At 49.2% G+C, this 23,912-nt stretch carries 26 protein-coding genes and 1 other RNA gene; 16 read left to right on the top strand and 11 right to left on the bottom strand.

Annotation, left to right across the window (positions count from 1 at the left end):
- Positions 1-189: 189 nt before the first annotated feature.
- On the top strand, positions 190-1,446 hold the full coding sequence (locus tag D0C16_RS14920; RefSeq protein ID WP_151033088.1) for a glycoside hydrolase family 26 protein: 1,257 nt from the start codon (positions 190-192) through the stop codon (positions 1,444-1,446).
- A 277-nt stretch (positions 1,447-1,723) separates the two neighbouring features.
- On the top strand, positions 1,724-2,644 hold the full coding sequence (locus D0C16_RS14915) for a choice-of-anchor A family protein (protein ID WP_151034942.1): 921 nt from the start codon (positions 1,724-1,726) through the stop codon (positions 2,642-2,644).
- 72 nt (positions 2,645-2,716) lie between these two features.
- On the opposite strand, the gene D0C16_RS14910 is transcribed toward D0C16_RS14915, so the two are convergent.
- Both D0C16_RS14910 and rpiA read right to left on the bottom strand, forming a co-directional pair.
- Positions 2,717-4,336 (bottom strand): methyl-accepting chemotaxis protein, encoded by a 1,620-nt coding sequence (locus D0C16_RS14910; RefSeq protein ID WP_151033087.1) that lies wholly within the window; start codon positions 4,334-4,336, stop codon positions 2,717-2,719.
- Between the two features lie 110 nt (positions 4,337-4,446).
- Positions 4,447-5,121 (bottom strand): ribose-5-phosphate isomerase RpiA, encoded by a 675-nt coding sequence (rpiA, locus tag D0C16_RS14905; protein ID WP_151033086.1) that lies wholly within the window; start codon positions 5,119-5,121, stop codon positions 4,447-4,449.
- Positions 5,122-5,266: 145 nt separating this feature from the next.
- Between rpiA and ilvA the strand changes: the two genes are divergently transcribed.
- The 3 genes from ilvA (at position 5,267) to D0C16_RS24645 (ending at position 10,041) form a co-directional block, all read left to right on the top strand.
- On the top strand, positions 5,267-6,781 hold the full coding sequence (ilvA, locus tag D0C16_RS14900; RefSeq protein WP_151033085.1) for a threonine ammonia-lyase, biosynthetic: 1,515 nt from the start codon (positions 5,267-5,269) through the stop codon (positions 6,779-6,781).
- 236 nt (positions 6,782-7,017) lie between these two features.
- Positions 7,018-9,615, top strand: coding sequence for a family 20 glycosylhydrolase (locus D0C16_RS14895; RefSeq protein ID WP_151033084.1), 2,598 nt, complete (start codon positions 7,018-7,020; stop codon positions 9,613-9,615).
- A 300-nt stretch (positions 9,616-9,915) separates the two neighbouring features.
- Positions 9,916-10,041 carry a hypothetical protein gene (locus tag D0C16_RS24645; RefSeq protein ID WP_255481926.1) on the top strand — a complete coding sequence of 42 codons (126 nt, stop codon included), beginning with the start codon at positions 9,916-9,918 and terminating at the stop codon, positions 10,039-10,041.
- Between the two features lie 69 nt (positions 10,042-10,110).
- Here D0C16_RS24645 and D0C16_RS14890 read toward each other — a convergent pair whose 3' ends face one another.
- The 4 genes from D0C16_RS14890 to D0C16_RS14875 all read right to left on the bottom strand — a co-directional run bounded on the left by D0C16_RS14890 (position 10,111) and on the right by D0C16_RS14875 (position 11,732).
- Positions 10,111-10,737 carry a 5-formyltetrahydrofolate cyclo-ligase gene (locus tag D0C16_RS14890; RefSeq protein ID WP_151033083.1) on the bottom strand — a complete coding sequence of 209 codons (627 nt, stop codon included), beginning with the start codon at positions 10,735-10,737 and terminating at the stop codon, positions 10,111-10,113.
- A gap of 48 nt (positions 10,738-10,785) precedes the next feature.
- Positions 10,786-10,962, bottom strand: a non-coding RNA gene (gene ssrS / locus D0C16_RS14885) — 6S RNA.
- A gap of 233 nt (positions 10,963-11,195) precedes the next feature.
- Positions 11,196-11,495 (bottom strand): cell division protein ZapA, encoded by a 300-nt coding sequence (locus D0C16_RS14880; protein ID WP_151033082.1) that lies wholly within the window; start codon positions 11,493-11,495, stop codon positions 11,196-11,198.
- A gap of 30 nt (positions 11,496-11,525) precedes the next feature.
- Complete coding sequence (locus D0C16_RS14875; RefSeq protein WP_039912319.1) at positions 11,526-11,732, bottom strand: TIGR02449 family protein; 207 nt, start codon at positions 11,730-11,732, stop codon at positions 11,526-11,528.
- Between the two features lie 233 nt (positions 11,733-11,965).
- Between D0C16_RS14875 and D0C16_RS14870 the strand changes: the two genes are divergently transcribed.
- The 9 genes from D0C16_RS14870 (at position 11,966) to D0C16_RS14830 (ending at position 19,431) form a co-directional block, all read left to right on the top strand.
- Complete coding sequence (locus tag D0C16_RS14870; protein ID WP_151033081.1) at positions 11,966-12,577, top strand: UPF0149 family protein; 612 nt, start codon at positions 11,966-11,968, stop codon at positions 12,575-12,577.
- A 45-nt stretch (positions 12,578-12,622) separates the two neighbouring features.
- Positions 12,623-13,936: a Xaa-Pro aminopeptidase gene (pepP, locus tag D0C16_RS14865; RefSeq protein ID WP_151033080.1), complete on the top strand. Its 1,314-nt coding sequence runs from the start codon at positions 12,623-12,625 to the stop codon at positions 13,934-13,936.
- Between the two features lie 3 nt (positions 13,937-13,939).
- Positions 13,940-16,459: a 2-octaprenyl-6-methoxyphenyl hydroxylase gene (ubiH, locus tag D0C16_RS14860; protein ID WP_151033079.1), complete on the top strand. Its 2,520-nt coding sequence runs from the start codon at positions 13,940-13,942 to the stop codon at positions 16,457-16,459.
- 44 nt (positions 16,460-16,503) lie between these two features.
- Complete coding sequence (locus tag D0C16_RS14855; protein WP_151033078.1) at positions 16,504-17,022, top strand: MgtC/SapB family protein; 519 nt, start codon at positions 16,504-16,506, stop codon at positions 17,020-17,022.
- A gap of 60 nt (positions 17,023-17,082) precedes the next feature.
- Positions 17,083-17,457, top strand: a complete 375-nt coding sequence (locus tag D0C16_RS14850) for a hypothetical protein (protein ID WP_151033077.1) — start codon at positions 17,083-17,085, stop codon at positions 17,455-17,457.
- A gap of 282 nt (positions 17,458-17,739) precedes the next feature.
- Positions 17,740-17,949 carry a cold-shock protein gene (locus D0C16_RS14845; RefSeq protein WP_191968498.1) on the top strand — a complete coding sequence of 70 codons (210 nt, stop codon included), beginning with the start codon at positions 17,740-17,742 and terminating at the stop codon, positions 17,947-17,949.
- Positions 17,950-18,087: 138 nt separating this feature from the next.
- Positions 18,088-18,405, top strand: coding sequence for a DUF3301 domain-containing protein (locus D0C16_RS14840; RefSeq protein ID WP_151033075.1), 318 nt, complete (start codon positions 18,088-18,090; stop codon positions 18,403-18,405).
- Positions 18,406-18,417: 12 nt separating this feature from the next.
- Complete coding sequence (locus D0C16_RS14835) at positions 18,418-18,822, top strand: GNAT family N-acetyltransferase (protein ID WP_151033074.1); 405 nt, start codon at positions 18,418-18,420, stop codon at positions 18,820-18,822.
- A gap of 51 nt (positions 18,823-18,873) precedes the next feature.
- Positions 18,874-19,431 (top strand): NUDIX hydrolase, encoded by a 558-nt coding sequence (locus D0C16_RS14830; RefSeq protein ID WP_151033073.1) that lies wholly within the window; start codon positions 18,874-18,876, stop codon positions 19,429-19,431.
- Positions 19,432-19,443: 12 nt separating this feature from the next.
- Here the strand turns inward: D0C16_RS14830 and D0C16_RS14825 are convergent, their stop codons facing one another.
- Positions 19,444-20,310, bottom strand: a complete 867-nt coding sequence (locus D0C16_RS14825; RefSeq protein ID WP_151033072.1) for a ferritin-like domain-containing protein — start codon at positions 20,308-20,310, stop codon at positions 19,444-19,446.
- 11 nt (positions 20,311-20,321) lie between these two features.
- Positions 20,322-20,507 carry a hypothetical protein gene (locus D0C16_RS14820; protein WP_151033071.1) on the bottom strand — a complete coding sequence of 62 codons (186 nt, stop codon included), beginning with the start codon at positions 20,505-20,507 and terminating at the stop codon, positions 20,322-20,324.
- A gap of 170 nt (positions 20,508-20,677) precedes the next feature.
- Here D0C16_RS14820 and D0C16_RS14815 point away from each other — a divergent pair, with 170 nt between their 5' ends.
- Positions 20,678-21,037, top strand: a complete 360-nt coding sequence (locus D0C16_RS14815; RefSeq protein ID WP_225318694.1) for a PaaI family thioesterase — start codon at positions 20,678-20,680, stop codon at positions 21,035-21,037.
- A gap of 49 nt (positions 21,038-21,086) precedes the next feature.
- On the opposite strand, the gene D0C16_RS14810 is transcribed toward D0C16_RS14815, so the two are convergent.
- From D0C16_RS14810 to D0C16_RS14800, 3 genes are all read right to left on the bottom strand, one after another.
- Entirely contained in the window at positions 21,087-21,539 is a 453-nt protein-coding gene (locus D0C16_RS14810; RefSeq protein ID WP_151033069.1) for a carboxymuconolactone decarboxylase family protein, read from the bottom strand.
- A 95-nt stretch (positions 21,540-21,634) separates the two neighbouring features.
- Positions 21,635-22,483 (bottom strand): helix-turn-helix domain-containing protein, encoded by an 849-nt coding sequence (locus D0C16_RS14805; protein ID WP_151033068.1) that lies wholly within the window; start codon positions 22,481-22,483, stop codon positions 21,635-21,637.
- A gap of 21 nt (positions 22,484-22,504) precedes the next feature.
- Entirely contained in the window at positions 22,505-23,227 is a 723-nt protein-coding gene (locus D0C16_RS14800; RefSeq protein WP_151033067.1) for a DapH/DapD/GlmU-related protein, read from the bottom strand.
- A gap of 52 nt (positions 23,228-23,279) precedes the next feature.
- Here D0C16_RS14800 and D0C16_RS14795 point away from each other — a divergent pair, with 52 nt between their 5' ends.
- A complete protein-coding gene (locus tag D0C16_RS14795) occupies positions 23,280-23,888 on the top strand; it encodes a class I SAM-dependent methyltransferase (protein WP_151034941.1) in 609 nt (202 codons plus the stop codon).
- Positions 23,889-23,912 lie beyond the last annotated feature (24 nt).

Raw genomic sequence — 23,912 nt, 5'->3', positions numbered from 1 at the left:
ACTCAAATAAACGGCAAGGCTAGGCAAAATAGCAGCCCTGCTCAACATTTATTTGCCGGATACTTTTGCCAGTTCAGGTTTTTGGCTGGTAGTATGCGTCAAATGAAAACGGTTACATTGATAATAACGACCACTGATAACAAACCTGCAAAACGCCACGTTCTGCGCTATTCCCCGTAAGGAGCTCTCATGTCCCGATTAACTTCTCTTTTTAATCCCCTTGTAGCGCTTTTGCTCCTGGCTGGTCTGGCCGGCTGTGACAACCAATCTGCGCCTTCTTCCTCATCGTTAGTGCTGACAGAGGGGGCGTTGCAGGAGCAGGATTCTACTTCTGCCAACCGCCCGTTTAAATTGATCGATAAAGATGCCATCCCGGCGTCAGTGGCGCTTTACAACAATCTGGCGGCACTGCGCGGCAAACATTTTCTGTTTGGTCATCAAGACAGCCTGGCCTATGGTGTTAATTGGGAGGGTGACCTGGATCGCTCCGACGTGCGCGACGTCACCGGTTCAAACCCGGCGGTTTACGGCTGGGAAATTGGCGGTTTGGAATTGGGCCATGAAAAAAATCTGGACGGCGTTAATTTCAAACAAATGCAGGAATGGATTAAGGCCGGTTTTAACCGGGGTGGTGTAATTACCATCAGCTGGCATATGTACAGCCCGGTGTCCGGCGGTAATTCCTGGGATAAAACACCGACGGTCCACGAATTGGTTCCGGGCGGAGCCAAGCATGAAGAATTGAAAAAATACCTGGATGCATTTGTCGAGTTTAATGAAGCTTTAGTGGTGACAAATGCGCAGGGCAAGGAGCAGCAAATCCCGATTATTTTCCGGCCTTGGCATGAGCACAACGGCGACTGGTTTTGGTGGGGTAAAGGCCATGCGAGCGAGCAGGATTACATCGCGCTATATCAATTTACCGTGAAATATTTGCGCGATGAAAAAGATCAGCACAACCTGATTTTTGCATTCTCACCCGACCGCAGTCGTATCGACATGGCTAAATTCGAAAGTGATTATTTTTACGGGTACCCGGGGGATGAGTACGTGGATGTCATTGGATTGGACAACTACTGGGATCTCGGTCATGAGGCCAACACTGCCAGTGCCGACGAGCAAAAAGCCAATTTCACCGCAGCCTTGCGCGGTATTTCCAAAATCGCGCAATTACGCCGCAAAATCGCCGCACTGACGGAAACGGGTAACAACGGGGTGAAGCTGCCCAACCTCTGGACTGACCGAATCCTTGGGCCGGTGTTGGCTGACCCGGATGCGCAATTAATTACCTATGTATTGGTGTGGCGCAATGCCAATAGCGCGCGTGAAAAAGCCGAACAGTTTTATGCACCTTATGCAGGGCACGCCTCCGCAGATAATTTCAAAGCGTTTCTCGATAATCCTTTTGTAATGTTTGAAAGCGAATTGCCCAACCTTTACCAGTAAGCGTTTCTGCGTTTTGCCCAAAAGCCACCCTGAAACGGTGGCTTTTTTACTGAAAAATGGTGGGTGATTAATAAAAAATAATGATTGAAATTTTTTATTAATAAAATAATGTCCTTCGCTGTCAATTTATCACTGTCGGTTAAATTGACATGTTTTTGTGATGCGCTTAGCACTAAATGGCGCGAATAATTGATCTTAAAGAAGAAAATAAAATAGGCACATTTCCTGCTGTACTGAATAAGCAAAATAAGACGACACTACAAGCAAGGGGATTTTTATGAACTTTTATTCCAAGCTGTTAGCAGCATCCAGTCTGAGTCTGTGCTCGCTGACCGCAAGCGCAGGATTGCTGGATTACAATCTGGTATTGAGCGGAAACCTCACGGGTGCAGTTCACGTTGAAGGGGCAACCTTCGTGGGCGGTAACCTGGTTTCTACGCAAATGTCTGAGTTCAACCACAAGGATTTCACACCTGCCGACCCGGCAAGTTTTGATGGTCTCGAAGTGGCGGGTAACGTCAGCGGCCAGATGAAAATTATGCACGGCGAAACTGCATCCTACGGTACCAAGAGTGTAGGCGCGCAGATCGATTGTGTAGGTAGCGTAAATTGCACAACCGGCGGTGTTGACCTGTCTGCGAAAAAGACAGCGCTGACATCCGAAATGACTGGCTTGGCGAGCAGCTATCAGAGCCTCAGTGCGAATGCCGCCGCCAATGTGAGTGGCAATCAGGTAAAACTGATTTATACCGGCACCGAAGATTTGGCAGTTTTCAATCTGAATGCTACAGATATCTTCTTCCAAAACTCGGGCATTGAATTGCTGTTGGGTTCTGCAACCAAGGCGATTATCAACGTGTCTGGTAATGTGAGTGTATCCAACACCAACCTTACTGGTGCCTGGAACTACTCCAACACCCTGTGGAACTTCTATAACGCCACCAGCGTAAACTTCAACTACATGGCAGTGCGCGGTTCAGTATTAGCTGCCAACGCCAACGTTTTTGATGCAGCGGGTTTTGATGGTTCTCTTTATGCCAAGTCTTACACCAACAGCAGTTTGCGCGAAGTGCACGGCTATTTCTGGACTCCACCAGAGCCAGAAACTGAAGTCGAAGTGCCTGAGCCATCGTTGTTGGTATTGTTGTTAAGCGGTTTGGGCCTGATTGGGTTTAGCCGTCTGCGTCGCCGCAAGTAAGATCTGTGGGGATTTAGTGAAAAAAACCGGGCGAAATGCCCGGTTTTTTTATGGCGAGATAGCTGTTGGCAATTAGATGGTGAAATGGGCGATTTGGGTTTCCAGTCCTTTTGCGGTGCCATCCAGTTGCTGTGCAATTTGCGCGGATTTTTGCGCATCGCGATTCAAATTGCTAATGAGTCCCACCACTTTCACAATGTTTTTGTTGATCTCTTCAGCCGTATAACTCTGCTCTTCGGCCGCGGTGGCGATTTGCATATTCATGCCCAGAATTGCCGAAATGGATTGGGTGATCTGGTTAATTGATTGGCCCGCTTGCCCGGCCATCTCAAGGGTAACACCGGTTTTTTCCTGGCTCACCTTCATGGCGTTCATGGCCTTGGCCGCGCCTTGTTGGACTGCTTCGATAATCTGCTGAATTTCAGCGGTGGAGTCCTGCGTGCGTTTGGCCAGCGAGCGAACCTCATCGGCCACTACCGCAAACCCGCGCCCTTGGTCGCCCGCGCGCGCCGCTTCAATCGCCGCATTGAGCGCGAGCAGGTTGGTTTGCTCGGCCACACTTTTGATGACATCTAATACGCTACCGATGCGGGAGGTGTCTGTTTCTAATTGCGCCATGGCACTACCCACGTGGTCGACCTCGTTGCTCAACTGGTTGATGGCGTTTAGGGTATTGTCCATAACCTTTAAGCCTTGTCGGGCATTGTTATCCGCCGATTGCGCCGCATCCGCTGCGCCGCTGGCATTGCCGGCAACTTCCTGAACGGTTGCGCTCATTTCGGTAATAGCCGCTGATACCTGATCAGTGGCATGGTGAGTGTCATCGGCATAGGTAGCGAGTGACGATGAACTTTGCGTGATGGCATTGGATGCTTGGCTCAGGCTACTCATGGAGTTTTGTACGGCAGTAATTACCTCTACGATGCTTTGCTGCACTTGCTGGATACTGTTGCTCAAACGCCCCAGTTCGCCCGACGCCGAAAAATGCAAAGGCTGACGGAAGTTGCCTTCGGCCAGCAGGCTCAGGTGTGAATTGATTTGCGCGAGCGGCACTATCAGGCTTTTGCGCAAAATAAACAGGACCAGGAATACCACGGAAATAGCGCCGAGGATAATCAAGGCGTTGGACCAGAGTGACACACTGCTGCTGACGGCGAGGTTGTGTTCGGTATCTTTGGCTACCCGGTCACTAATCAATTTTGCGGATTCCTCTAGCAGTGCGCTCGGCTCCCGGTCTATACCGGTAACCGCCTTATCGCCCGCTGCCGGGTCAAAATCAGCGTTTTTAAAGGCTTCCAAACCGGCCTTGTAGCGGCCAAATACCTGGTCGTGGGCTTTCAGGAATGCATCGACTTTCTGGTGTGCTTCGCCTGCCAGTGTTTTGTTCAGCGTCATACCCAGCTGTTGGATTTCTTTATGCAGGGTTTCAAACTGGTTCCAGTATTGAGTGAGTTTGGCTGGGTCTTTCCCCCGCAGCAGCACGTTTTTCCATTCCTGTACTTGGACTTTAAATTTAAAGTTCATGGTGTTGATGCTGCGTTCCTGGGCAACCGCACCTGCAATCAATTGGTTGTAATCGGTGATGGTTCGGCTCAGCAGCGAGATGGCGATACCACTGATAATCACAAATAAGATTACGCCGGCGCTAACGGCAAAAATCAGGCGACCCTGGATGCTGGAAAAGGAAAACATAAGAAATGCCCCGAAAGAACCGAAGGAAGGTTATTCGAGTATAGGAAAGAATGCGCCAACTGCATTAGCTGGCGCTTTTTTGCGAAACGCTAGCGCGCTATTAATCGCGCTTAACGAGGATACAGGGTTTTTACGCCCTCGTTGGTGCCGAGCAATAACACATCCGCGCCCTGTGCGGCGAAGAGCCCATTGGTTACTACCCCGGTAATCTGATTGATGCAATTTTCCAATCCAACGGGGTCAACAATTTGCAGGTTGTGCACATCAAGAATGACGTTGCCGTTATCGGTCATTACCCCATCACGATAGACCGGTGTGCCCCCCAGTTTTACCAGCTCGCGTGCAACATAGGAGCGCGCCATGGGAATGACTTCTACGGGCAGCGGGAATTTGCCCAGCACGTCCACCCATTTGCTGCCATCGGCGATACATACAAACTCTTTGGAAACGGCGCGCACAATTTTTTCGCGGGTCAAGGCGGCGCCGCCCCCTTTGATCAAATGGAGTTGGGCGTTGCTCTCATCGGCACCATCGACATAGACCACCAACTCGCTCACCGAATTACAGTCGAGCACTTCAATACCCAGCTTTTTCAAGCGCTCGGCCGAGGCATCGGAGCTGGCAACGGCGCCGGCAAACAGGGATTTGATCTCGCCCAGATAATCGATAAAAAAGTTGGCCGTCGAGCCGGTGCCCACCCCGATAATCGAGTCGCTAAACAACTTGGGTTTGATGTATTCAATCGCGGCGCGCGCAACGGCTTGTTTGAGTTGATCTTGTGTCATGGTTGTCTCGAAAAAAAGTGAACCCGGGAGCAGTTCTTCATTAGGCTAAAAAACTTGCCGCATTATACGGATATCGCCGTGCCAGCGGCGGGCAAATTGTTTACACTGCGGCGACTTTTTTCACTTGGTAAAAGCACGAGCGGTTATGCCTGAATCCTACATAAAACGTATCCTCAACGCCCGAATCTATGATTTGGCGGTCGAAACCCCGCTTGATGAAGCGCGCTTACTGTCGGTCCGCACCGGCAATAAAGTGTTGCTCAAGCGCGAAGATTTGCAGCCGGTGTTTTCATTCAAATTGCGCGGCGCCTACAACAAGCTGCAAATGCTTTCCGACGAAGAGCGCAATCGCGGGGTCATTGCTGCATCGGCTGGCAACCATGCGCAGGGTTTGGCGCTCGGCGCGCAGCACTTGGGTATTAAAGCCACTATCGTAATGCCGCGGACTACGCCTGCCATTAAGGTGGATGCGGTGAAAGCGCGCGGCGCAAAAGTAGTGTTGCATGGTGATAGCTATGATGAGGCTTCAGCGCACGCTAAAAAGTTGGTTGAAGAAAAAGGCCTGACCTACGTGCACCCCTTTGATGACCCGGATGTGATCGCGGGCCAGGGTACTATCGCGATGGAGATTCTGCGTCAGTATCCCGGCAAAATTGACGCGATCTTTATCGCGGTTGGCGGCGGCGGTTTGGCGGCAGGTATTTCCGCTTATGTGAAATATGTGCGCCCGGAGATCAAGATTATCGCCGTGGAATCGGAAGAGTCTGCGTGTCTCAAAGCTGCCATGGAAAAGAAAAAGCGCGTGGTGTTACCACAGGTTGGCATCTTTGCTGACGGCATCGCCGTGGCTCAAATTGGGGAAGAGACCTTCCGTGTTTTGCGCAAGACAGTGGATGAATGCATCACTGTGACTAACGATGAAATCTGCGCGGGTATTAAGGATATTTTTGAAGATACCCGTTCCATCGCTGAGCCGGCCGGCGCAACCGGTATTGCCGGGCTGAAAAAATACGTCGCGGAACATAACATCAGTGGACAAACGCTGATCGCAATTGACTGTGGAGCCAATATTAATTTCGACCGCCTGCGTTATATCAGCGAACGCACGGAAATCGGCGAACAGCGCGAGGCAATTCTCGCAGTCACTATTCCAGAGCGTCCGGGTGCGTACAAGGAATTCTGCAAGGCACTGGGCAAACGCAATATCACCGAATTTAACTATCGCTACGCCGATGCCAAAGACGCGCGCATTTTTGTTGGCGTGCAGGTGGCGGCGGGGGGTAAGGACCGTGCTGATTTGGTGAACGAGTTAAAAGCCCAGGGCTATGACCTGGTGGACATGACCGAAAACGAATTGGCGAAGTTGCATATTCGTCATTTGGTCGGTGGCCACGCGCCGCAGATTACCGATGAAGTGCTCTATCGCTTTGAATTCCCGGAACGTCCAGGTGCCTTGATGACCTTCCTAACCAAAGTGGCGGGGCGCTGGAATATTTCGCTGTTCCACTACCGCAACCACGGCTCGGCCGCTGCGCGGGTATTGGTTGGCATGCAGGTGCCCAAGAAAGATTACGCAGAGCTGAAAACATTTTTGAGCGAGCTCAATTACCCCTTCTGGGACGAGACCCAGAATGAAGCGTTTAAGTTTTTCTTGAGTTAATCGGCAAGTAGCTGATCCACAGAGGGCGCTTTGGCGCCCTTTTTTCTTTCCAGCGCGTTCTTTACTACAACGTCTATCCTTAATCTACCTCTATTCCAAGGGTTAATTTATGTTCAGGCACTGGCGGTCTGCAGATTTTGGTGTAATCTGGACAACGTTGTCAGAACAATTCTAACGCCAATAATGACTATTGGATGACTTATCAACCCCAATTCCATGTGGCAGGAGTCCAATGAATGAAGCCAACCTTAGTGAAATTACCCATTCAAACGTTTAGGGCGACCAGTACGTGCCTTGCGCTGCTCGCGCTTGCGCTCGGACTTGCGCAGGGTGCCAGTGCCACCAATTTGAGCCAGCAACAACTGAACGACATCGCGCGCGACACCAAGCTGGGCTTTGGTGTGATCAGCAACTTCGCTACCAAACCGCAAGCTCGCGTCACTATTACCAATGGCGCTTCCGCAATACCGGCCGGAGCCGGCGATTGGAAAATTTATTTTCACTCGGTGCGCAAACTGGATTCCACTCAGGTGGACGGTTTGAGTTTGCGTCATGTTCAGGGTGATTTACATGAGTTGGCGCCGACGTCAGCCTTTAAGGGTTTGGCGGCCAATGCAAAGCTGGAAGTTCCTTACACGGCGGGCGCACATTTGGTTAGCTACACCGATTTTATGCCGCGTGCGTTTATCGCCCAGGCGGGTTTGCAAGCAGAAGTTTTTGCGAATACCGATACTGAAAAATTGAGTGAATTTGTCGAGCCATTTAGTAAACCTGAGCAACAATTACGTGCGAGCAATGATGAGTATCCAATCGCGACAGCGGCGACGCGTTATCAGGATAATCTCGCAGTAAATGCCGCTGCGATAAAAGCCGATACCAGCGCGAAAATTATTCCAACGCCTGCGGAAATTAAATATCGCAAAGACACAACGCTGTTGGATAGTAACTGGCAAATTCATTTTGCCGGGCGCCTAACCGGAGAAGCAAAATATTTCGCGGATCAATTAAAAACCTATGGCTTAACGGTAAAAACTGTCGCGGATCATTTGCCGGTATCAGGCAAGGTAATTGAAGTAACAGTGGATAAATCGATCGGCAATGCCGAAGGTTATTCACTCACAATCGGCGCCGATAAAATTACTATTGTGGGGGGCGACAACGCCGGTGCTTTCTACGGCATTCAAAGCGTACTGAGTTTATTGCCCGCGCAAACCGCGAGCAGTTACACAATCCCACAGCTTACTGCGGTGGATTCACCACGGTTTCAATGGCGTGGTATGCACTACGATATGGGGCGCAATTTCCACGGCAAAGAATATACGCTGCGGTTGATCGAGCAAATGGCACGCTACAAACTCAATAAGTTGCATTTGCATTTAACCGAAGACGAAGGTTGGCGGATCGAAATTCCCGGCTTGCCAGAGTTGACAGACATAGGTGCCTATCGCTGTTTTGATCTGAGTGAACAACGCTGTTTGCTTACGCAGCTGGGGACTGGCCCACACAAAACAGGTTCGGGAAATGGCTATTACACCACCGCAGATTTTATTGAAATTTTAAAATATGCCAGCGTGCGTCATATTGAAGTAATTCCGGAAATTGATATGCCCGGTCATGCGCGTGCCGCCGTGAAATCTATGGAAGCGCGCTACAAAAAATTATTGAAGGCCGGTAAAAAAGCCGAAGCGGAGCAATATTTGTTATCTGATCCGCAAGATAAATCCCAATACATTACCGTGCAAAGTTACACCGATAATTCCATCAATGTGTGTTTGCCATCGACTTACGCGTTTGCCGATAAAGTGATTTACGAATTGCAGCAAATGTATCGCAAAGCGGGCACAAAGCTCGCGACCTTCCATATGGGCGGTGATGAAGTAGGGGCAGGCTCCTGGACGGCATCACCGGCGTGTGATGCACTCTTTGCCAAAGGTGAGCAGGGCGTTGCCGGCGTTGCTGATCTCAAACCCTATTTTGTTAGCAAAATCTCGGCGATCACATCGCTGCGCGGGTTGGATCTGGCCGGTTGGGAAGATGGTTTGATGTACGACCCCAATAACACCTTTAACCGCAGTCAGTTTGCTAACAAGCATGTGTTGGCCAATGCCTGGGATAACATTTGGGAATGGGGTGTAGCCGACCGCGCCTATCGCTTGGCGAACGCGGGTTACGAGCCGATTTTGTCGCCCGCGACCCATTTGTATTTTGATCATCCTTATGAGACTAACGCTGAAGAGCGCGGCTACTACTGGGCGGCGCGCTACACCGATACTGCCAAGGTATTTGGTTTTATGCCGGATAACCTCTACGCCAATGCCGATAAAACCCGCATGGGCGCACCCATTAAGAACCTGGAAGCATTGGTAGGGCGGGCCTTGCCTGCCTTGGAAAAACCGGAAAATCTACGTGGGCTGCAAGGCCAGGTGTGGAGCGAAACAATTCGTACCGGAAAGCAAATGGAAGAGATGATCTATCCTCGCTTGATTCCGTTGGCTGAGCGTGCCTGGCACAAAGCTTCCTGGGAGGGCGATAAGCCGAACATCGAGGCGCGCAATGCGGAGTGGGCCGCATTTTCCGTCCAGTTGGCCGTTAAAGAGCTCCCCAAACTGGCAGCCTTGGGTGGGAGCTTCTATCTGCCTCCCCCTGGAGCCGTCGTCGATGATGGTGTATTGAAAGCAAATAGCGCATTACCTGGTCTCAAGCTGGAATACAGTCTAGATAATGGCGCGAGCTGGACTGGTTATAACGGCAATGACAGTGTGCGCAATTCAAGCGCATTGGTGCGCAGTCGCCTGGGTGAATCCACCAGTCGCCCAATCAGTACCAGCAAGTAGTGGACGCGGCGCAAGGATGCGCTAACCACTGGTTTTCATTGATGAACTTCGGGCTTCTTCATGTAAAACACTAAGAAAAACGGGAAAATTGCTGATTTTTGAGACTTTTTGAGCAAATTGTCGCGCATTTCAACCTGTCGCGGGTTTCATTCCTGAAACACCCTGCCTATTATTAGTGCACGCCACAGCCAGATTACTTTTTGTACCTGTGCTGTTTTGTGGTGGAAGATCCAATCGTGTTTTTCCAATAACAACGCGCAAGGTGTGGCTGCAATTTGCAGTCAAAAGTAAGGTACAGCCATGAAAGTCGATGTTCTCTCAGTCGTAATCTTTTTGTTTTGCTTGGGAGTCTGCATCACAGTCGTGGATGTTAATGCGCTGGTTTCTTTTGCTGAGGCCGCCGTTGACTCCATGTCTGATAAATGAGTCCTGTCTGACAGGTTAAGCAGTAAACGGAATTTGGTAACCAGCTCCCGCTTTGGCGGGAGTTGTCGTTTATAGGGGCTGGATTTGCAGGACTTCTTTTTCGGTCGCGATAGCCGCGAGGGGAATATCCCAGTTATCGGCACTGAGTGATTCCACTTCCTGACAACTGTGGGCCAGACCGATCAATACCGGTTTGCTGGCTGGCTTTTGTTGTTTGAACGCGAAGGTCGTATCGTAAAACCCACCACCCATGCCCAGGCGCGCACCTCGGCGATCAAAACCCACCAGCGGCATCAGCACCACATCCAGTATATGCGCCGGCATTTTATGCGCGTGACGATGATCCGGCTCCGGAATGCCAAAATGGTTCGGAATCAGGGTGGTATTGGGGGTAAATTCCACAAACCATAATTCGCGTACTTTACTGGGGTGCAATACGGGCAAATAACAGCGTTTGCCCATTTGCCACAGTCGTTGGGCGATAGGCCCCGGGTCAATTTCCCCATCATTAGCGATGTATAGCGCCACATGACGGCCACGCATAAAGGCTGAAAACTGCAGCAGGTGGCGCAAAAGCAGAGCTGATGCCTGGGCTTGTTGTGGCGGACTCAGCGCGCGGCGACGTTGGCGCAATTCCTGACGCAACAGGGCTTTATTTTGGTTGTTCTCGGGGATAGGGTTTGAAGCGTCGGCCATAACTAGCCTTGAATACACGAATTACAGGGGAACAACAGAAAGGAAATAAGATACCCCGAAATGCCGCTACCAAGCTGGCCTTGAACCCATAGGTTCAAGGAGGTAGCACCTGTGGTTTTTAAGGCTTTCCGTCAGGCGGACATGCACACCAAACACAACGAGACACCACCAGTTTTGTGGAAATCGGCTCAAGGACTTGTCGGTTTGCAAACATTCCAGGGCGTGGCGCCAGTATAACCCAAGGTTGGTGGGCTTTCGCAAATGAAATTATGATTGGGTTATATAACCGGTTAGCAAATATTCGTCTTAAACATGACTGGCGAAAAACGAAATTCTTTGCTTATGGTGTGCAACTGATCGATTTGATTCCTTCGTGTGCACGGGTGCAGTAACCCGCTAGTTTCAATAGCAAAAAGCCCGCAATTGCGGGCTTTATCGAAAAATGGGGTTGTGCTTGACTAGCCCAGATTCGCCAAGCTGCGATCCAGCTTTTCATTCAAACGCAATAAATCTACCTGGCTGGCAGAGCTGTCGCCCCCGTTGCCGGCCTGGCGAGCCTGCAGCAGTTCGTGGCTCAGGTTGAGTGCAGCCATCACCGCGATACGCTCCAGGCCGATAATGGCGCCGGTGCCGCGAATGGCTTTCATTCGCTCATCCAACAATTGGGCAGATTCAACCAGCGCTTGACGCTCTTCGCGTGGGCAGGCCACCTGGTATTCTTTATCCAGGATTTTTACAAAAACAGTTTCGTTGCTCATTGGTGCTGGTGCTCCCGATGGCTGGGCCGATTATTCGGCATCCAGATTGCGTAAATGGGTGATCATGGCCTCTACACGGCTGCGGGCGAGCTCATTCTTTTCAATCAGGCGCACTCGCTCGCGCTGCCATTCACTTTCGCGGGCCTTTAAGTCAGCATTTTCTTGTTGCAAGCGATTGCACAACAGGATCAGCTTATCCAGCTTGGTTTCCAGGGCGAGTAAAAGATCGTCAGACATGATTTATTAATAACCAATAAAAAGCGCGGGTTGCCCACTATATTGCGCCCTCGGCAGGTGGTCAATCACACAGCTTAAGTTAATGTAAATTCGAGAAGTCGATTGTTATTAAATGATTCACAAACAGGTTTTACTTGGGGCTTATCAACCATTGAATTTGCTATATAAAAACTTTGCAGGGTCGCTAGCGGCAATCGTGGTAGCATTTGCCCATTGCGATAGAGAGGCCCCTCATGACCACAACTGCTGATGATTACCTACAATCCCCCCTGAATTTCGATGACCTTGCCAACCTGCTAGCTCCCTTGGGAACGCTGAATAGCCCTTCTGAATTGCACGGATTGCTATGCGGGAAGTTGGCCGGTGGTGCCCAGTTGCCGGAAATTAATTGGCTGCTGGAGGCAGTGGAGTTTCTCGATTTTATTGCTGCACCGGACGAGCAGGTGCGCCGTGCACTTAGCCGCTTGTATCACAGCACTAACAGTCAGTTGCAGGGTGAGCTCAATCTGAAATTAATGCTACCCGATGATGACAATTTGCTGAGCGAGCGCGTGCGCGCATTAAGCGAATGGTGCCACGGATTCCTAACCGGTTTCGGCAGTGTGGATCACCAAGGCAAGCGTGAGATTTCCGAAGAAGCGGAAGAAATGTTGCATGACCTCGCGGATATAGTGCAAATCCAGGCCGATGATGAAGACGATGAGCCCAGCGCAGAAGCGGATTATATGGAAGTGACTGAATATGTGCGCGTCGTGGTGAGTTCGCTCTATTTTGAATTTGCTGCTGAACAAGATACTGCAGTCGATCCATCGACCACGGCGCCGGTATCCCATCAACTGCATTAATCGTTTGCTAATTACATTAAAAACACCTTCGCCGTAGGGAAAATTATGAGAATTGCCAAATCCGAATTTGCTCGCCGCCGCAAACAATTAATGGCTCAAATGGAGCCCAACTCCATCGCCATAGTACCCGCTGCACCTGAGCGCCCGCGTAGTCGCGATACGGAATACCACTATCGTCAGGACAGTGATTTTTTATACCTCTCCGGTTTTGAAGAACCGCAAGCGGTGTTGGTGCTCATTCCCGGGCGCGAGCATGGTGAGTTTGTGTTGTTTGTGCGCGAACGCAATCGCGAGCGTGAAATTTGGGATGGATATCGCGCAGGCCCTGAAGGTGCCTGCAGCGACTTTGAAGCGGACGACGCATTTCCCATCGACGATATCGATGAAATTTTACCCGGCTTATTGGAAGGTAAGCAGCGTGTGTATTACTCCATGGGTAAAGACAGCGAATTCGATAAGCATGTTATGAACTGGGTGAATACCATTCGCGCAAAAGTTCGCTCGGGTGCGACACCTCCCGGTGAATTTTTGGATTTAAGCCATTTTTTAAATGACATGCGTTTATTTAAAAGTGCGGCTGAATTGCGAGTAATGAAAGAAGCGGGTGAAATTTCGGCGCGCGCTCATGTGCGTGCAATGAAAGCCGCCAAGCAAGGCGTGATGGAATATCAGCTGGAAGCGGAAATTATCCACGAGTTCCAAATGAGCGGTGCGCGCTTTCCCGCGTACAACTCCATTGTGGGCGGCGGAAAAAATGGCTGCATTCTTCACTACATTGAAAATTCGGCACCGCTTAAAAATGGTGACCTGGTATTAATCGATGCCGGTTGTGAACTGGACTATTACGCTGCCGATATCACCCGTACCTTTCCGGTTAGCGGAAAATTTTCTCCCGAACAAAAAGCATTGTACGAAATTTGTTTACAAGCACAGCTGGAGGCCATCGCCGTCGCCAAACCGGGTAATCACTGGAATGATCCGCACGAAGCCACTGTGCGTGTCATTACTGAAGGTCTGGTAACAATTGGTTTGCTCGAAGGCGATGTAAACGAATTAATTAAAAGTGAAGCCTACAAAGAATTTTACATGCACCGCGCCGGTCACTGGCTGGGAATGGATGTACATGATGTGGGCGACTATAAGGTCGGCGGTGAATGGCGCGTGCTGGAACCCGGCATGGTGATGACGGTCGAACCAGGAATTTATGTGGCACCGGACAACGAACGCGTCGCCAAAAAATGGCGCGGTATCGGTATTCGCATCGAAGATGATGTGGTCATCACTAAAGATGGTAATGAGGTTCTTACTACGGGCGTCCCCAAAACAGTTATCGAAATTGAAGCCTTGATGGCTGGTTAATTCATGTCTGAGATTCTTGCGTTTGATATCGCCATCATCGGTGGCGGTATGGTTGGCACCAGTCTGGCGAATATGTTGGCGGTGAGTCAGCCGCAGTTGCGTATTGCTTTGATTGAAGCGCAGCCGTTTGCGCGCGCCGATGAAATTCATTATCAAGCCAGTTTTGATGCGCGCTCTACCGCGCTCTCTTACGGCACAGCAAAAATTCTGCGCGAGTTGGGTCTGTGGGAAACGTTGCAACAGCACATTACGCCAATTGCTCAGGTTCATGTTTCTGATCGCGGGCATTTTCTCGGTGGATTGATTGATGCAGCGGCGAACAATCTTGATGCCGTTGGTTATGTTGTGGAAAACGCGTGGCTGGGCAAGGTATTGCTTGGCCACCTGCAAGCGCAGGAAACTATTCAATGTTTTGCACCGGCGAAAGTGGTGCAATTAATTCCGCAGGAAAACTCGGCACGTTTGCAGGTGCAAGCGGATGGGCAGGAGTTTTTTATTGATGCTGCACTCGCCGTAGTGGCTGATGGCGGAGATTCCGCCGTACGGCGTAACCTGGGTATTGCAACGCAAGTGCGCGAGTATGGTCAAACGGCGATTATCACCAATGTGGAATTTTCCGAACCTCACGCTGGCGTGGCCTATGAGCGATTTACCGATCAGGGGCCGATTGCATTATTGCCGTTAGGTGAATCCATTTACGCGCAACAATCCGCGCTAGTCTGGACCTTGCCGACGGATCAGGCAGAAAAAATCCTGCAGGCTAGCGAAGAGGATTTTTTGTCGCAGCTGCAGGCGCGGTTTGGTTTTCGCGTAGGAAAATTAACTCGTGTTGCCAGGCGTTATGCCTACCCATTGCAATTGTTGTTGGCGGAAGAGCAAATTCGTTCGCATGTGGTGTTGTTGGGCAACGCTGCGCATTTTTTGCATCCAGTAGCCGGACAGGGGTTTAATCTCGCCTTGCGCGATTGCGCGTGTTTGGTAGAAACGCTGCGCGGTGCAATCGCAAATAAATTATCACCTGGCGATTTGTCAGTGCTGCAAACCTATCTCGATCGCCAGGCGTTTGATCAACAATTAACGATCGAATTTAGCGATAAGCTGGTGCGTCTTTTTTCCAATGACCATTTACCCTTGATTGCATTGCGTCATTTGGGCTTGTTTAGTCTTGAATATTTTCCTTTGCTGAAAGATCAGTTTATCGCGCAAACCATGGGTACAGCGGGGCGACAGTTTCAGTGGAAACAGAATCTCTTACTGCCAAGCCAATCTGCGAGCGAAACTGTAGAGGGTTCAACTGCAAATACAACTCCGGGTACCACTTTTGACGTAATTATTGTGGGGGCTGGTTTGGTTGGCGCCTCTCTCGCGTGTGCTATTGCACAAACTGGCAGTGCACGGCAGCTGCGTATTGCTGTCATTGAAGCTGGCAGTGAAGCGCAGCATTTTTCAGGTGATAATTTTGATCCGCGCGTTGTGGCATTAACACACGCCTCAGAAAAGCTATTGCGTAAAATCGGATGTTGGGATGCGATTGTGCGCGCACGCGTTTGTGCATATCGCGAAATGAAGGTGTGGGATGGTGAAGGCACTGCTGCCATTGAATTTGATTGTGCCGAGGTACAGCAAAATCATCTCGGCCATATTGTGGAAAATTCATTGATCGTTAACCAACTGCGCGCACGTATGGCTCAGTTACCCAATATCACCTTAATTCAACCTGCGACTGTGACAGACTTAATCCCGTTGGAGCAGCAACATTCAGCGGTGCAGATTCGTTTGGATAATGGCAGTGAGTTGCGTGCGGAACTAATTGTTGCGGCTGACGGTGCCAAATCTCGCGTGCGTGAATTAGCGGGCTTTTCTACGCGCGAATGGGATTACGGTCAGCAAGCGATTATCACTACGGTGCGCACGGAACAGCCGCATGAATTTACTGCCTGGCAACGCTTTATGCACACAGGGCCACTGGCATTTTTGCCGTTGCAAAATAATGGTGATGCACATCAGTGTTCGATTGTCTGGTCAGCAGATGACGAGCTGGCACAACAGTTGATGGAGTTGGATGATGGAGCCTTTTGCGCGCGCCTAACTCTCGCGTTTGAATCGCGGTTAGGCAATGTTCGCACCTGCGATAAACGTTACGTAATTCCGTTGCGCCAGCGCCACGCGACTAGCTACATCAAGCGGGGCATTGCGTTGGTGGGCGATGCCGCGCACAACATCCATCCGCTGGCCGGGCAGGGTGTCAATCTCGGCCTTCTGGATGTAATTGCGCTAGCGGAGGAGCTTGAGCGTGCACTCGTGCGAGCCTTGCCGTTAAGCGATGAATCTATTCTGCGCCGCTACCAGCGCAAACGCCTGGCGGGCAACCTGGGCATGATGGCGGCGATGGAAACCTTTAAGCGCTTGTTCGGTAGTCAATCATTGGCGGTAAATTGGTTACGCAATACTGGCATGCGACAGCTAAACTCCATAACAGCAGTTAAAAAAATTATTGTTAATGCCGCCCTTGGCGTTCAATAAGGGGCTGTGCGTTGTGGGTGAGTGAGCGTTTGCAGGTGGTTTAGATGGCATCATTAGATGTTTGGCTTGAGATAGCGCCCTTTGACTGGGCATCCATAGGAACTTCCTTGCTTTGTGGCAGTATCATCGGTGTGGAGCGACAGCTGCGTGGCAAACCGGTCGGTATCCGTACCTCCTCCCTGATTACCTTGGGCACCTATATTTTTATCGCCGCCTCCCTGTTTGCTTCATCGCATTTTTCCGGCCCGGAAAAAGTCGTGACTGATCCCTCGCGTATTATTGGTCAGGTTATTACCGGGATTGGATTTTTAGGCGCTGGCGTTATGTTGGCGCGCGATGGTTTTGTGCTGGGAGTTACCTCCGCAGCGACTATTTGGGCGCTGGCCTCTATCGGTGTAGTCATCGCCATAGGCTACAACCTGGTGGCGATAAAATTATCGCTGGTGGTAATTGCCGTACTGGTCGGTGTGGACTTGTTAGAAGATTATTCCCAAGCGTTTACACGCGGTGTCCATAAAAAATATCAGGACTGGCGCGGCAAAAATAAAAGTAGTTCGGATTAATTCACCCTTGTAGCTCTGCGCAAATGGTGTAGAAAAGTAACACTTAATATTGAAGGTTTTATGTCAAAAGTAATGGTGGTTGCGCGCGTCTTAAATGGGTTTTTGTTGGTGATATTAGTTGCCGCTGTTGCGGGTTTTATTTCCTTTGCCAATGCGTACGGATTTTTTCTGGCTGCCGTAACAGCAGCAATTGCCTGGTTTTGCTATCAGCATAATCGCTGGGGTTACTTTGCCGCTGCCGCATGGGCGCTTGCTTGTTACCAATTAGCTAAGCAAGGTTATGAATTTCAAAGTATTAAGCGCCACGTGATGATGTTGGGATTTGCAGTCATTCCGCTTGCCCTTTTTTTGCACGAAACATTAGGAAAAGCTGCCGCGAAATCTGCACAAAATGATGGCAATTCTGTGAATGATGATCCAAAAATGCCCGATTAATTGTGTCCCTGTTACACAGCATTACAAAAAGTGTCGATATTCGCCAAATTCATGGATAAGCGCTTGACTCGGCGCGGCCAAGTGCTTTAATTTTGATCCGCTACAGATTGAGATCCGCCCCAAGACTAGGCTTTTGTAAGACAACCGCTTGCTCAAGACACTTGGACGTACCACGACCTGAGCAATAGCTTTATTTCAAGCTATTTCACTCTGGCTTTTAGTAAAGTCGGTTTTTTTGTTCGGTCAGCTGCGCTGACGTTTTAGATGCAAGATGAGGAAACTATGTCAGATCTAGTCTCTGGTGTTGTTAAGTGGTTCAATGATGACAAGGGTTATGGTTTTATTGAGCGTGAAGGCGGTGCCGATGTATTCGTACACTTCCGCGCAATTAACGGCACTGGCCGTAAAACCTTGAAAGAAGGCCAAAAGGTCACTTTCGAAGTAACCCAGGGTCAAAAAGGCCCGCAAGCGGAAAACGTAACTCCACTCTAATCTGTGCGAGTTTCAACTAAGGGGTGATTGAGTAATCAATCGCCCCTTAGTGTTTTGGGCTTTCATATTTTCTGCACTATTTATTTCGCTGGTTTAATCAGGCGATCACTTTTTATTATCCGCAACGGCTTCTGCTTCATGTTCGATTTGCAATCCATTCTCTGGCTGACTCTGATCATTCTGACTATTTACTACTGGCGGGGTGCGCTGCGCGTAAAAGAGCGCGCATTTGTTGCGGCGCAGCGGCGCTGTGCGGAAATGGATGTGCAATTGCTCGATGAAACTGTGTATTTGCGGCGCATCTGGTTCAAGCGCAATGATCGTGGTGTGCTGTCGCTGTGGCGCGCCTTTTATTTTGAATTTACAGTCAGCGGATCTGATCGTTACTTCGGTCGCGTTATCATGCTTGGCCCAAGCATTACTCATGTCGAGCTTGACCCGCATCGCCTGCACTGAAGAGTTTCTATTATGACGATTGAATACCGCACCGATGCAGCGCTCGACGTTGATCAGGTAATAGCATTATATAAATCGTCTACGCTGGGGGCGCGTCGCCCTGTCGATAAACCCGACGTGTTTCAGGGCATGATTGCTAATGCCAATATTGTTATCACTGCGTGGGATAAGGAAAAGCTGGTAGGTATTGCGCGCGCATTAAGCGATTTAGTGTATGTCACTTATCTTGCCGATTTGGTAGTGCATGAAAATTATCAACAACAAGGCATTGGCAAACAATTAATTGATTTAACCCAGGCGCAAGCCGCACCGGATTGTATGCTGGTATTGCTCTCCGCCCCGCAAGCGAACGACTATTACCCCAAATTGGGTTTCACGCACAACCCGCGTGCCTGGATGTTGAAAAGCAATTATTGATGCGCGAACACTGATTCATATTGTGTTGAAATAAAGCATTGAGAATTAACTATGAGCGAAAAATACCTGGCCGAAAAACCCGGCGGTTGGAAAACCAAAACCGCTAACACCGTTTATGAAAATCCCTGGATAAAAGTGTCCCACGAAGAAGTCATTACACCCAAAGGTACAGATGGTATCTATGGCGTGGTGCATTTTAAAAATACCGCGATTGGTGTTGTGCCCATTGATAATGATGGCAATACTTGGCTGGTAAAACAAAGTCGCTATACGCTCAATCAATACACTTGGGAAATTCCGGAAGGCGGTTGCCCGCACGGTGAAATTCCATTAAATGCGGCCAAGCGGGAATTGGAAGAAGAAGTTGGATTGCAAGCAAATAGCTGGCAAGAATTAATGACCGTGCATTTATCCAATTCAGTTACGGATGAGGTCTGTATTATTTTCATTGCCCGTGACTTATATGCAGGACAGCAGCAATTGGAAGCAACGGAAGATATTGAATATAGTAAAGTTCCGCTTGAAGAAGCCATTGCGATGGTGAAACGCGGAGAGATTACGGATGGCCCTTCTGTTGCTGCGTTGCTCCGAATAGCAGTAGATCTTTAGCGAGCCATTGTTTTATGCAGGGCAAGTTTCTATTTCTTTCCTGGCTGAATTACTGCTAACTATCTCCAATTTTTTTCTATACTGTCGCAAATCGGCAGAGGATTCAAATTTTTGGGAGAGTAAAGCAGACAGATTTCCGAGAATTCCCTGCTCAACTTTATTCTCCCATTCAATATCAAATTTTATTTCATTGTCCAGCCAACGGCTGAGCCACTCAGGATCTGGAAGGCGGCTGGTGATTGTATCCCTTGGATATAGCTCTTTGTTGACGTGCAAATTGGTAGGGTGTAACGCCGGATTCAAGCGCGCATTCGTCATCAATACACCAATTTTTGCAAAATGTAATTTCGCCGTGTCTCCATATTTTTGGATTGCGCGTTGCATATATTGAAAATAGGCACGTGCGTGGCGCGCTTCATCCGTTGCCAGTGTTGTATAGATATGTTTTATCACCGGTTCATCATGGTATTCGTGGGCACATCGATACCATTGGTTCAAGCGCGTCTCACCGCAGAAATGCAGTGCAAGGGATTCCAATGGTGAGGCGCGATCAAATTCAAAATTGACTTCGTTAAGTTCCTCTGTGGTGGGTACAAAGTCAGGAGCGAAGCGGCGCAGGTATTCCAATAATACAAGACTGTGTTTTTGTTCCTCAAAAAACCATATTGAAATAAACGCAGCGAAATCCGGATCGTTCGGGTTGTCCCGTAAAAACATTTCGACAGCAGGTACGGCAGCCCACTCCAATAATGCATTCATCTTGATTCCGTGCAATTGACGATCACTCAGCCTGTCTGCATTGAATTTATCCCAGGGAATATCTTTGGAAAGATTCCAGCGGGCATTTTCCATATCAATGAATATTTTTGAGAAAAGCATAGGTCCCTCTTTTAGTCAGCGTTGTGGATTAACAGATCGTTGTCGGCCAGTTCAGCGGTCAATAGCTCCACACAAGAGCCGCAACCTGTTGTGGTGCAGTTGGTAAATGTTTGGAAGAATTCATTGAGCGGCAGACGTTCCTGCGATTGGTTTGCGATGATTTCATCGAAAGATTTGTTGGAGCATAAACAGTACATAACGTTCTCCCTGTCTTTATGCACTTATCATAAAGGTTTCTTTATCATAAATAGTGTTGCATAATTTGTCTACGTAACGTTTGTTTATTAATTAAAGGAAGTAAGGCGATATGAGCGATCTGTTGGAGTTGGGAAGGTGGAGTTTGTCGCAGCAGCCATTCAGTTGTTTGATGGAAACAAAATTTGAAAAAGCGGAAAAGGGAGATGTTGTTTTATCATTGGATGTCAGGGATGAATTTAAACAAAATTACGGCGCAGTCCATGGTGGTGTAATCAGTTATATGATTGATGTCGGCTTGGCTTATGCAGCTGCCTCGGAAATTCGCGACTGTGTGACATCCGAACTAAAAATAAATTATTTGCGCCCTGCCGTAGGTGAAAAAATTGTTGCCAGAGCAAAATCTATTCATGTAGGGTCGCGGCAGGTTGTTTGTGAGTGCCAGGTTTTTTCCCGCCATGCGGAAGAAGAAATTCTGGTTGCAATCGGAATTGGTACTGTGAACCGCGTCACTGATAATAGGCAAAACTGAAAGGGTGCGCATAACCGGCATTACTATTTATCCGGTTATGGGCGGCTTTTTAATCCTTGATAACGGGCAAGAAGTGGAAGCCAACAGCGATTCGGTTCCATGCATTAATAGCAACTATAATTGCTGTCAGATTGACAATTTCTTCTTCTGAAAATTGTTCGCGTACTGCCAGATAATCCTCATCGTGCACCTCCTTGTTGGCAAGCAACGTCAGTTTTTCTGACCAAGCCAACGCCGCGCGCTCGCGTGCAGAAAAAACAGGAACCTCTTTCCACGCTGGCAATACATCCAAACGGCTTTGTTTTTCGCCATCTTTACGTGCGGCGTTGACATGCATGTGCAGGCAGAATGCGCAACCGTTGATTTGCGATACACGCAGTTTTACCAAATGCACCAGAGATACGTCGATTTTCTGTGCGGCGGCTTCACCCAGATCAATTAGTGAATTAGCCAGCGCGGGTTGTAGTTGGTAGGTGGTTTGGTAGGCAATACGTTCTTTCATAATAGACTCCTTGGTTAGGGTGTGGGAGTCATTGTGTCGGACGGATTTTAATCTGGATTGTATATTTGCGACATCTTACCGGGATGAGTGGTTCGTTAATTGGGTTTCTTGTGAGGAATTTTCTGCGCACGCTTTTTGTCGCGATATTGCCCTGGTGTTTGCTGGTTAATCCTTTGGAATTGGCGATTGAAATGGGCCTGGTCGTAAAAGCCGGCTTCATGGGCGACGTCTACCAATGGGCGCTCAGGATTGGCGCTAATTAACTGGCGTGCTTTTTTAATTTGTTGCAACTGTTTGACGTACACCATCGTCAACCCAACTTCTTGCTGGAAGCGTCGCTCGAGTTGACGGCGGCTCAAATTTACCTGCGCGCTCATGGTCTCAATGGAATTATCTGCACTTGGTAAGTGCGGCAACAATTGTTGTATTGGACCTGCTTGTGCCATGCATTGTGCCGCCTGCTGCAGTAGCCAATCGTCAATCAAACCAATGCGTGCGGCGATGTTGTTTGCGCTATTTAATTGATCGCGCAAATCCAGTAGCTGTTGATTGTTGATATCGGTATCCAGATCCTGAGTGTCGTACACATTGCCCATTAACCCGGGCATGTCCAAACCAAATAATTGAAAGGCGCCGCCGGGATGAAAACGTATACCCATTAAATCGACACTGCTGGTGAATTTCATGGTGCTCAGTGTTTGGAATGCGTTGAAACTTACTTCAGGCAATTGATTGGTAATAAAACGAAAATTGATATTGGTGCCGCCATCAGGATAAAGCTTTTCTACAAAGCCCTGTTCAGGAATGCGTGGTTGCCGTGCGATCCAATAACGTTGTACCCAGGTTTGCAAATAAGGGTGCGGCAAAAAACTGCGAAACCCCAAATGCGCGAGGTTGTCGATTGGCGGGCTGTACAAATGTGTTGGACCGATCAAATTGCGCATTTCAATTCTCGTGTGTGCCAACTAATCTTGCTGCGTGGGCTTCCATAAGCTACGCAGCCAATTCCACCAGCCGTTATTGCCCAGCATATATTTATCAAGCTGATCCTGATTATAAAAATAATGCTCGGCATCGCTAAATAATAATTCGCGTTTTAACATGCGTCGGTTAGGGTTAATGGTTTTAATCACCCGCGCCGGGTTGCCGGCGGCGACACAATTAGCGGGAATATTTTTGGTAACTATTGCCCCGGCACCAATGACGGAGTTTTCGCCGATGGTGACGCCTTTGGTGACAATCACTCGCTCGCCCAGCCACACATTGTTTTCAATAATCACCGGCCTTGTGCAGCGAAAGGGGCGAATGCGATTGTAGATTCCGTGCCAGTCACTATCACTAATAATGACATTAGCGGCGAGCATACAGTTATCGCCAATTCGAATTGATTGCGCAGCAGAAATGCGCACGCCGGGCGCAACTAAACAGTAATCACCCAGCACAATTTCGGCATCGCTTTGTTTGCTGGGCCAGCTGGTAAAGCGCACGCAATTATCGCTTGCGCAAATAATCTGCGCATATTTTCCCAAGTGAATGTTGCGACCAAAAATTACCAGGCTGCGTGGGTGCGCAATCTCAGGAATGCTGCCCAGGCTATCAAATTGCGGGGCGATAAAGCGGGTGATATACCATTGGTTAATGGTTTTGTAGATTTTTTTGACCAGATAAGGCGTATTACTGCGGCGCATGGCAGTCCTGCGTCTGTTAGAATTCGGTTTACGATTATGAGTGAGAAACATGATGCTGCCAATTGCCATAGAGACAGTCAAAGGCTTTCTGGATGATGAGGAAGGTCGCGCCCTGTATGAATATGCCTTGCAGAGCGCGAACCTTGGCCCCTGCCTGGAGATAGGCAGTTACTGCGGCAAATCCACTGTGTACCTGGGTGCGGCCTGTAAAAAGGCGGGATCAGTGTTGTATGCGGTAGATCACCATCGTGGTTCAGAAGAGCACCAATTGGGCGAGGAATACCACGATCCCGAACTCTATGATGCAGCCTTTGGCAAACTGGATAGCTTTCGCGAATTTCGCCACACCCTGGCGCGCGCGCAACTCGAGGAAACTGTGGTTCCTATTGTCGCACCTTCGGTATTGGCGTCGCGTTTTTGGGCTACACCTTTGTCATTGGTATTTATTGATGGCGGCCACAGTATGGAGGCAGCACTCAATGATTATCGTTGCTGGGCTCCCCAGGTAATGCGCGGTGGTTGGCTGGCAATCCATGATGTATTTCCCAATCCTGCCGATGGTGGCCGCCCGCCTTATGAAATCTGGAAGCTTGCGCAGGAATCCGGAATGTTTGAAGCACTGCCGTTAATCAAAACGCTCGGTTTGCTTAAACGTATTTAATTTTTCTATTTTATTTGAGTGAAT

The sequence above is a fragment of the Cellvibrio sp. KY-GH-1 genome, assembly GCF_008806975.1.
In the GTDB taxonomy this organism is placed as follows: Bacteria; Pseudomonadota; Gammaproteobacteria; order Pseudomonadales; family Cellvibrionaceae; genus Cellvibrio.
The sequence above is the reverse complement of the archived record's forward strand: the minus strand, read 5'-3'. Positions and strand labels throughout refer to the sequence as shown.

Excerpts from the sequence above, each read along its gene's own strand:
- D0C16_RS14920 (WP_151033088.1), top strand. The coding sequence starts at position 190 with ATGTCCCGATTAACTTCTCTTTTTAATCCCCTTGTAGCGCTTTTGCTC.
- D0C16_RS14915 (WP_151034942.1), top strand. The coding sequence starts at position 1,724 with ATGAACTTTTATTCCAAGCTGTTAGCAGCATCCAGTCTGAGTCTGTGC.
- D0C16_RS14910 (WP_151033087.1), bottom strand. The coding sequence starts at position 4,336 with ATGTTTTCCTTTTCCAGCATCCAGGGTCGCCTGATTTTTGCCGTTAGC.
- rpiA (WP_151033086.1), bottom strand. The coding sequence starts at position 5,121 with ATGACACAAGATCAACTCAAACAAGCCGTTGCGCGCGCCGCGATTGAA.
- ilvA (WP_151033085.1), top strand. The coding sequence starts at position 5,267 with ATGCCTGAATCCTACATAAAACGTATCCTCAACGCCCGAATCTATGAT.
- D0C16_RS14895 (WP_151033084.1), top strand. The coding sequence starts at position 7,018 with ATGAAGCCAACCTTAGTGAAATTACCCATTCAAACGTTTAGGGCGACC.
- D0C16_RS24645 (WP_255481926.1), top strand. The coding sequence starts at position 9,916 with ATGAAAGTCGATGTTCTCTCAGTCGTAATCTTTTTGTTTTGCTTGGGA.
- D0C16_RS14890 (WP_151033083.1), bottom strand. The coding sequence starts at position 10,737 with ATGGCCGACGCTTCAAACCCTATCCCCGAGAACAACCAAAATAAAGCC.
- D0C16_RS14880 (WP_151033082.1), bottom strand. The coding sequence starts at position 11,495 with ATGAGCAACGAAACTGTTTTTGTAAAAATCCTGGATAAAGAATACCAG.
- D0C16_RS14875 (WP_039912319.1), bottom strand. The coding sequence starts at position 11,732 with ATGTCTGACGATCTTTTACTCGCCCTGGAAACCAAGCTGGATAAGCTG.
- D0C16_RS14870 (WP_151033081.1), top strand. The coding sequence starts at position 11,966 with ATGACCACAACTGCTGATGATTACCTACAATCCCCCCTGAATTTCGAT.
- pepP (WP_151033080.1), top strand. The coding sequence starts at position 12,623 with ATGAGAATTGCCAAATCCGAATTTGCTCGCCGCCGCAAACAATTAATG.
- ubiH (WP_151033079.1), top strand. The coding sequence starts at position 13,940 with ATGTCTGAGATTCTTGCGTTTGATATCGCCATCATCGGTGGCGGTATG.
- D0C16_RS14855 (WP_151033078.1), top strand. The coding sequence starts at position 16,504 with ATGGCATCATTAGATGTTTGGCTTGAGATAGCGCCCTTTGACTGGGCA.
- D0C16_RS14850 (WP_151033077.1), top strand. The coding sequence starts at position 17,083 with ATGTCAAAAGTAATGGTGGTTGCGCGCGTCTTAAATGGGTTTTTGTTG.
- D0C16_RS14845 (WP_191968498.1), top strand. The coding sequence starts at position 17,740 with ATGTCAGATCTAGTCTCTGGTGTTGTTAAGTGGTTCAATGATGACAAG.
- D0C16_RS14840 (WP_151033075.1), top strand. The coding sequence starts at position 18,088 with ATGTTCGATTTGCAATCCATTCTCTGGCTGACTCTGATCATTCTGACT.
- D0C16_RS14835 (WP_151033074.1), top strand. The coding sequence starts at position 18,418 with ATGACGATTGAATACCGCACCGATGCAGCGCTCGACGTTGATCAGGTA.
- D0C16_RS14830 (WP_151033073.1), top strand. The coding sequence starts at position 18,874 with ATGAGCGAAAAATACCTGGCCGAAAAACCCGGCGGTTGGAAAACCAAA.
- D0C16_RS14825 (WP_151033072.1), bottom strand. The coding sequence starts at position 20,310 with ATGCTTTTCTCAAAAATATTCATTGATATGGAAAATGCCCGCTGGAAT.
- D0C16_RS14820 (WP_151033071.1), bottom strand. The coding sequence starts at position 20,507 with ATGTACTGTTTATGCTCCAACAAATCTTTCGATGAAATCATCGCAAAC.
- D0C16_RS14815 (WP_225318694.1), top strand. The coding sequence starts at position 20,678 with ATGGAAACAAAATTTGAAAAAGCGGAAAAGGGAGATGTTGTTTTATCA.
- D0C16_RS14810 (WP_151033069.1), bottom strand. The coding sequence starts at position 21,539 with ATGAAAGAACGTATTGCCTACCAAACCACCTACCAACTACAACCCGCG.
- D0C16_RS14805 (WP_151033068.1), bottom strand. The coding sequence starts at position 22,483 with ATGCGCAATTTGATCGGTCCAACACATTTGTACAGCCCGCCAATCGAC.
- D0C16_RS14800 (WP_151033067.1), bottom strand. The coding sequence starts at position 23,227 with ATGCGCCGCAGTAATACGCCTTATCTGGTCAAAAAAATCTACAAAACC.
- D0C16_RS14795 (WP_151034941.1), top strand. The coding sequence starts at position 23,280 with ATGCTGCCAATTGCCATAGAGACAGTCAAAGGCTTTCTGGATGATGAG.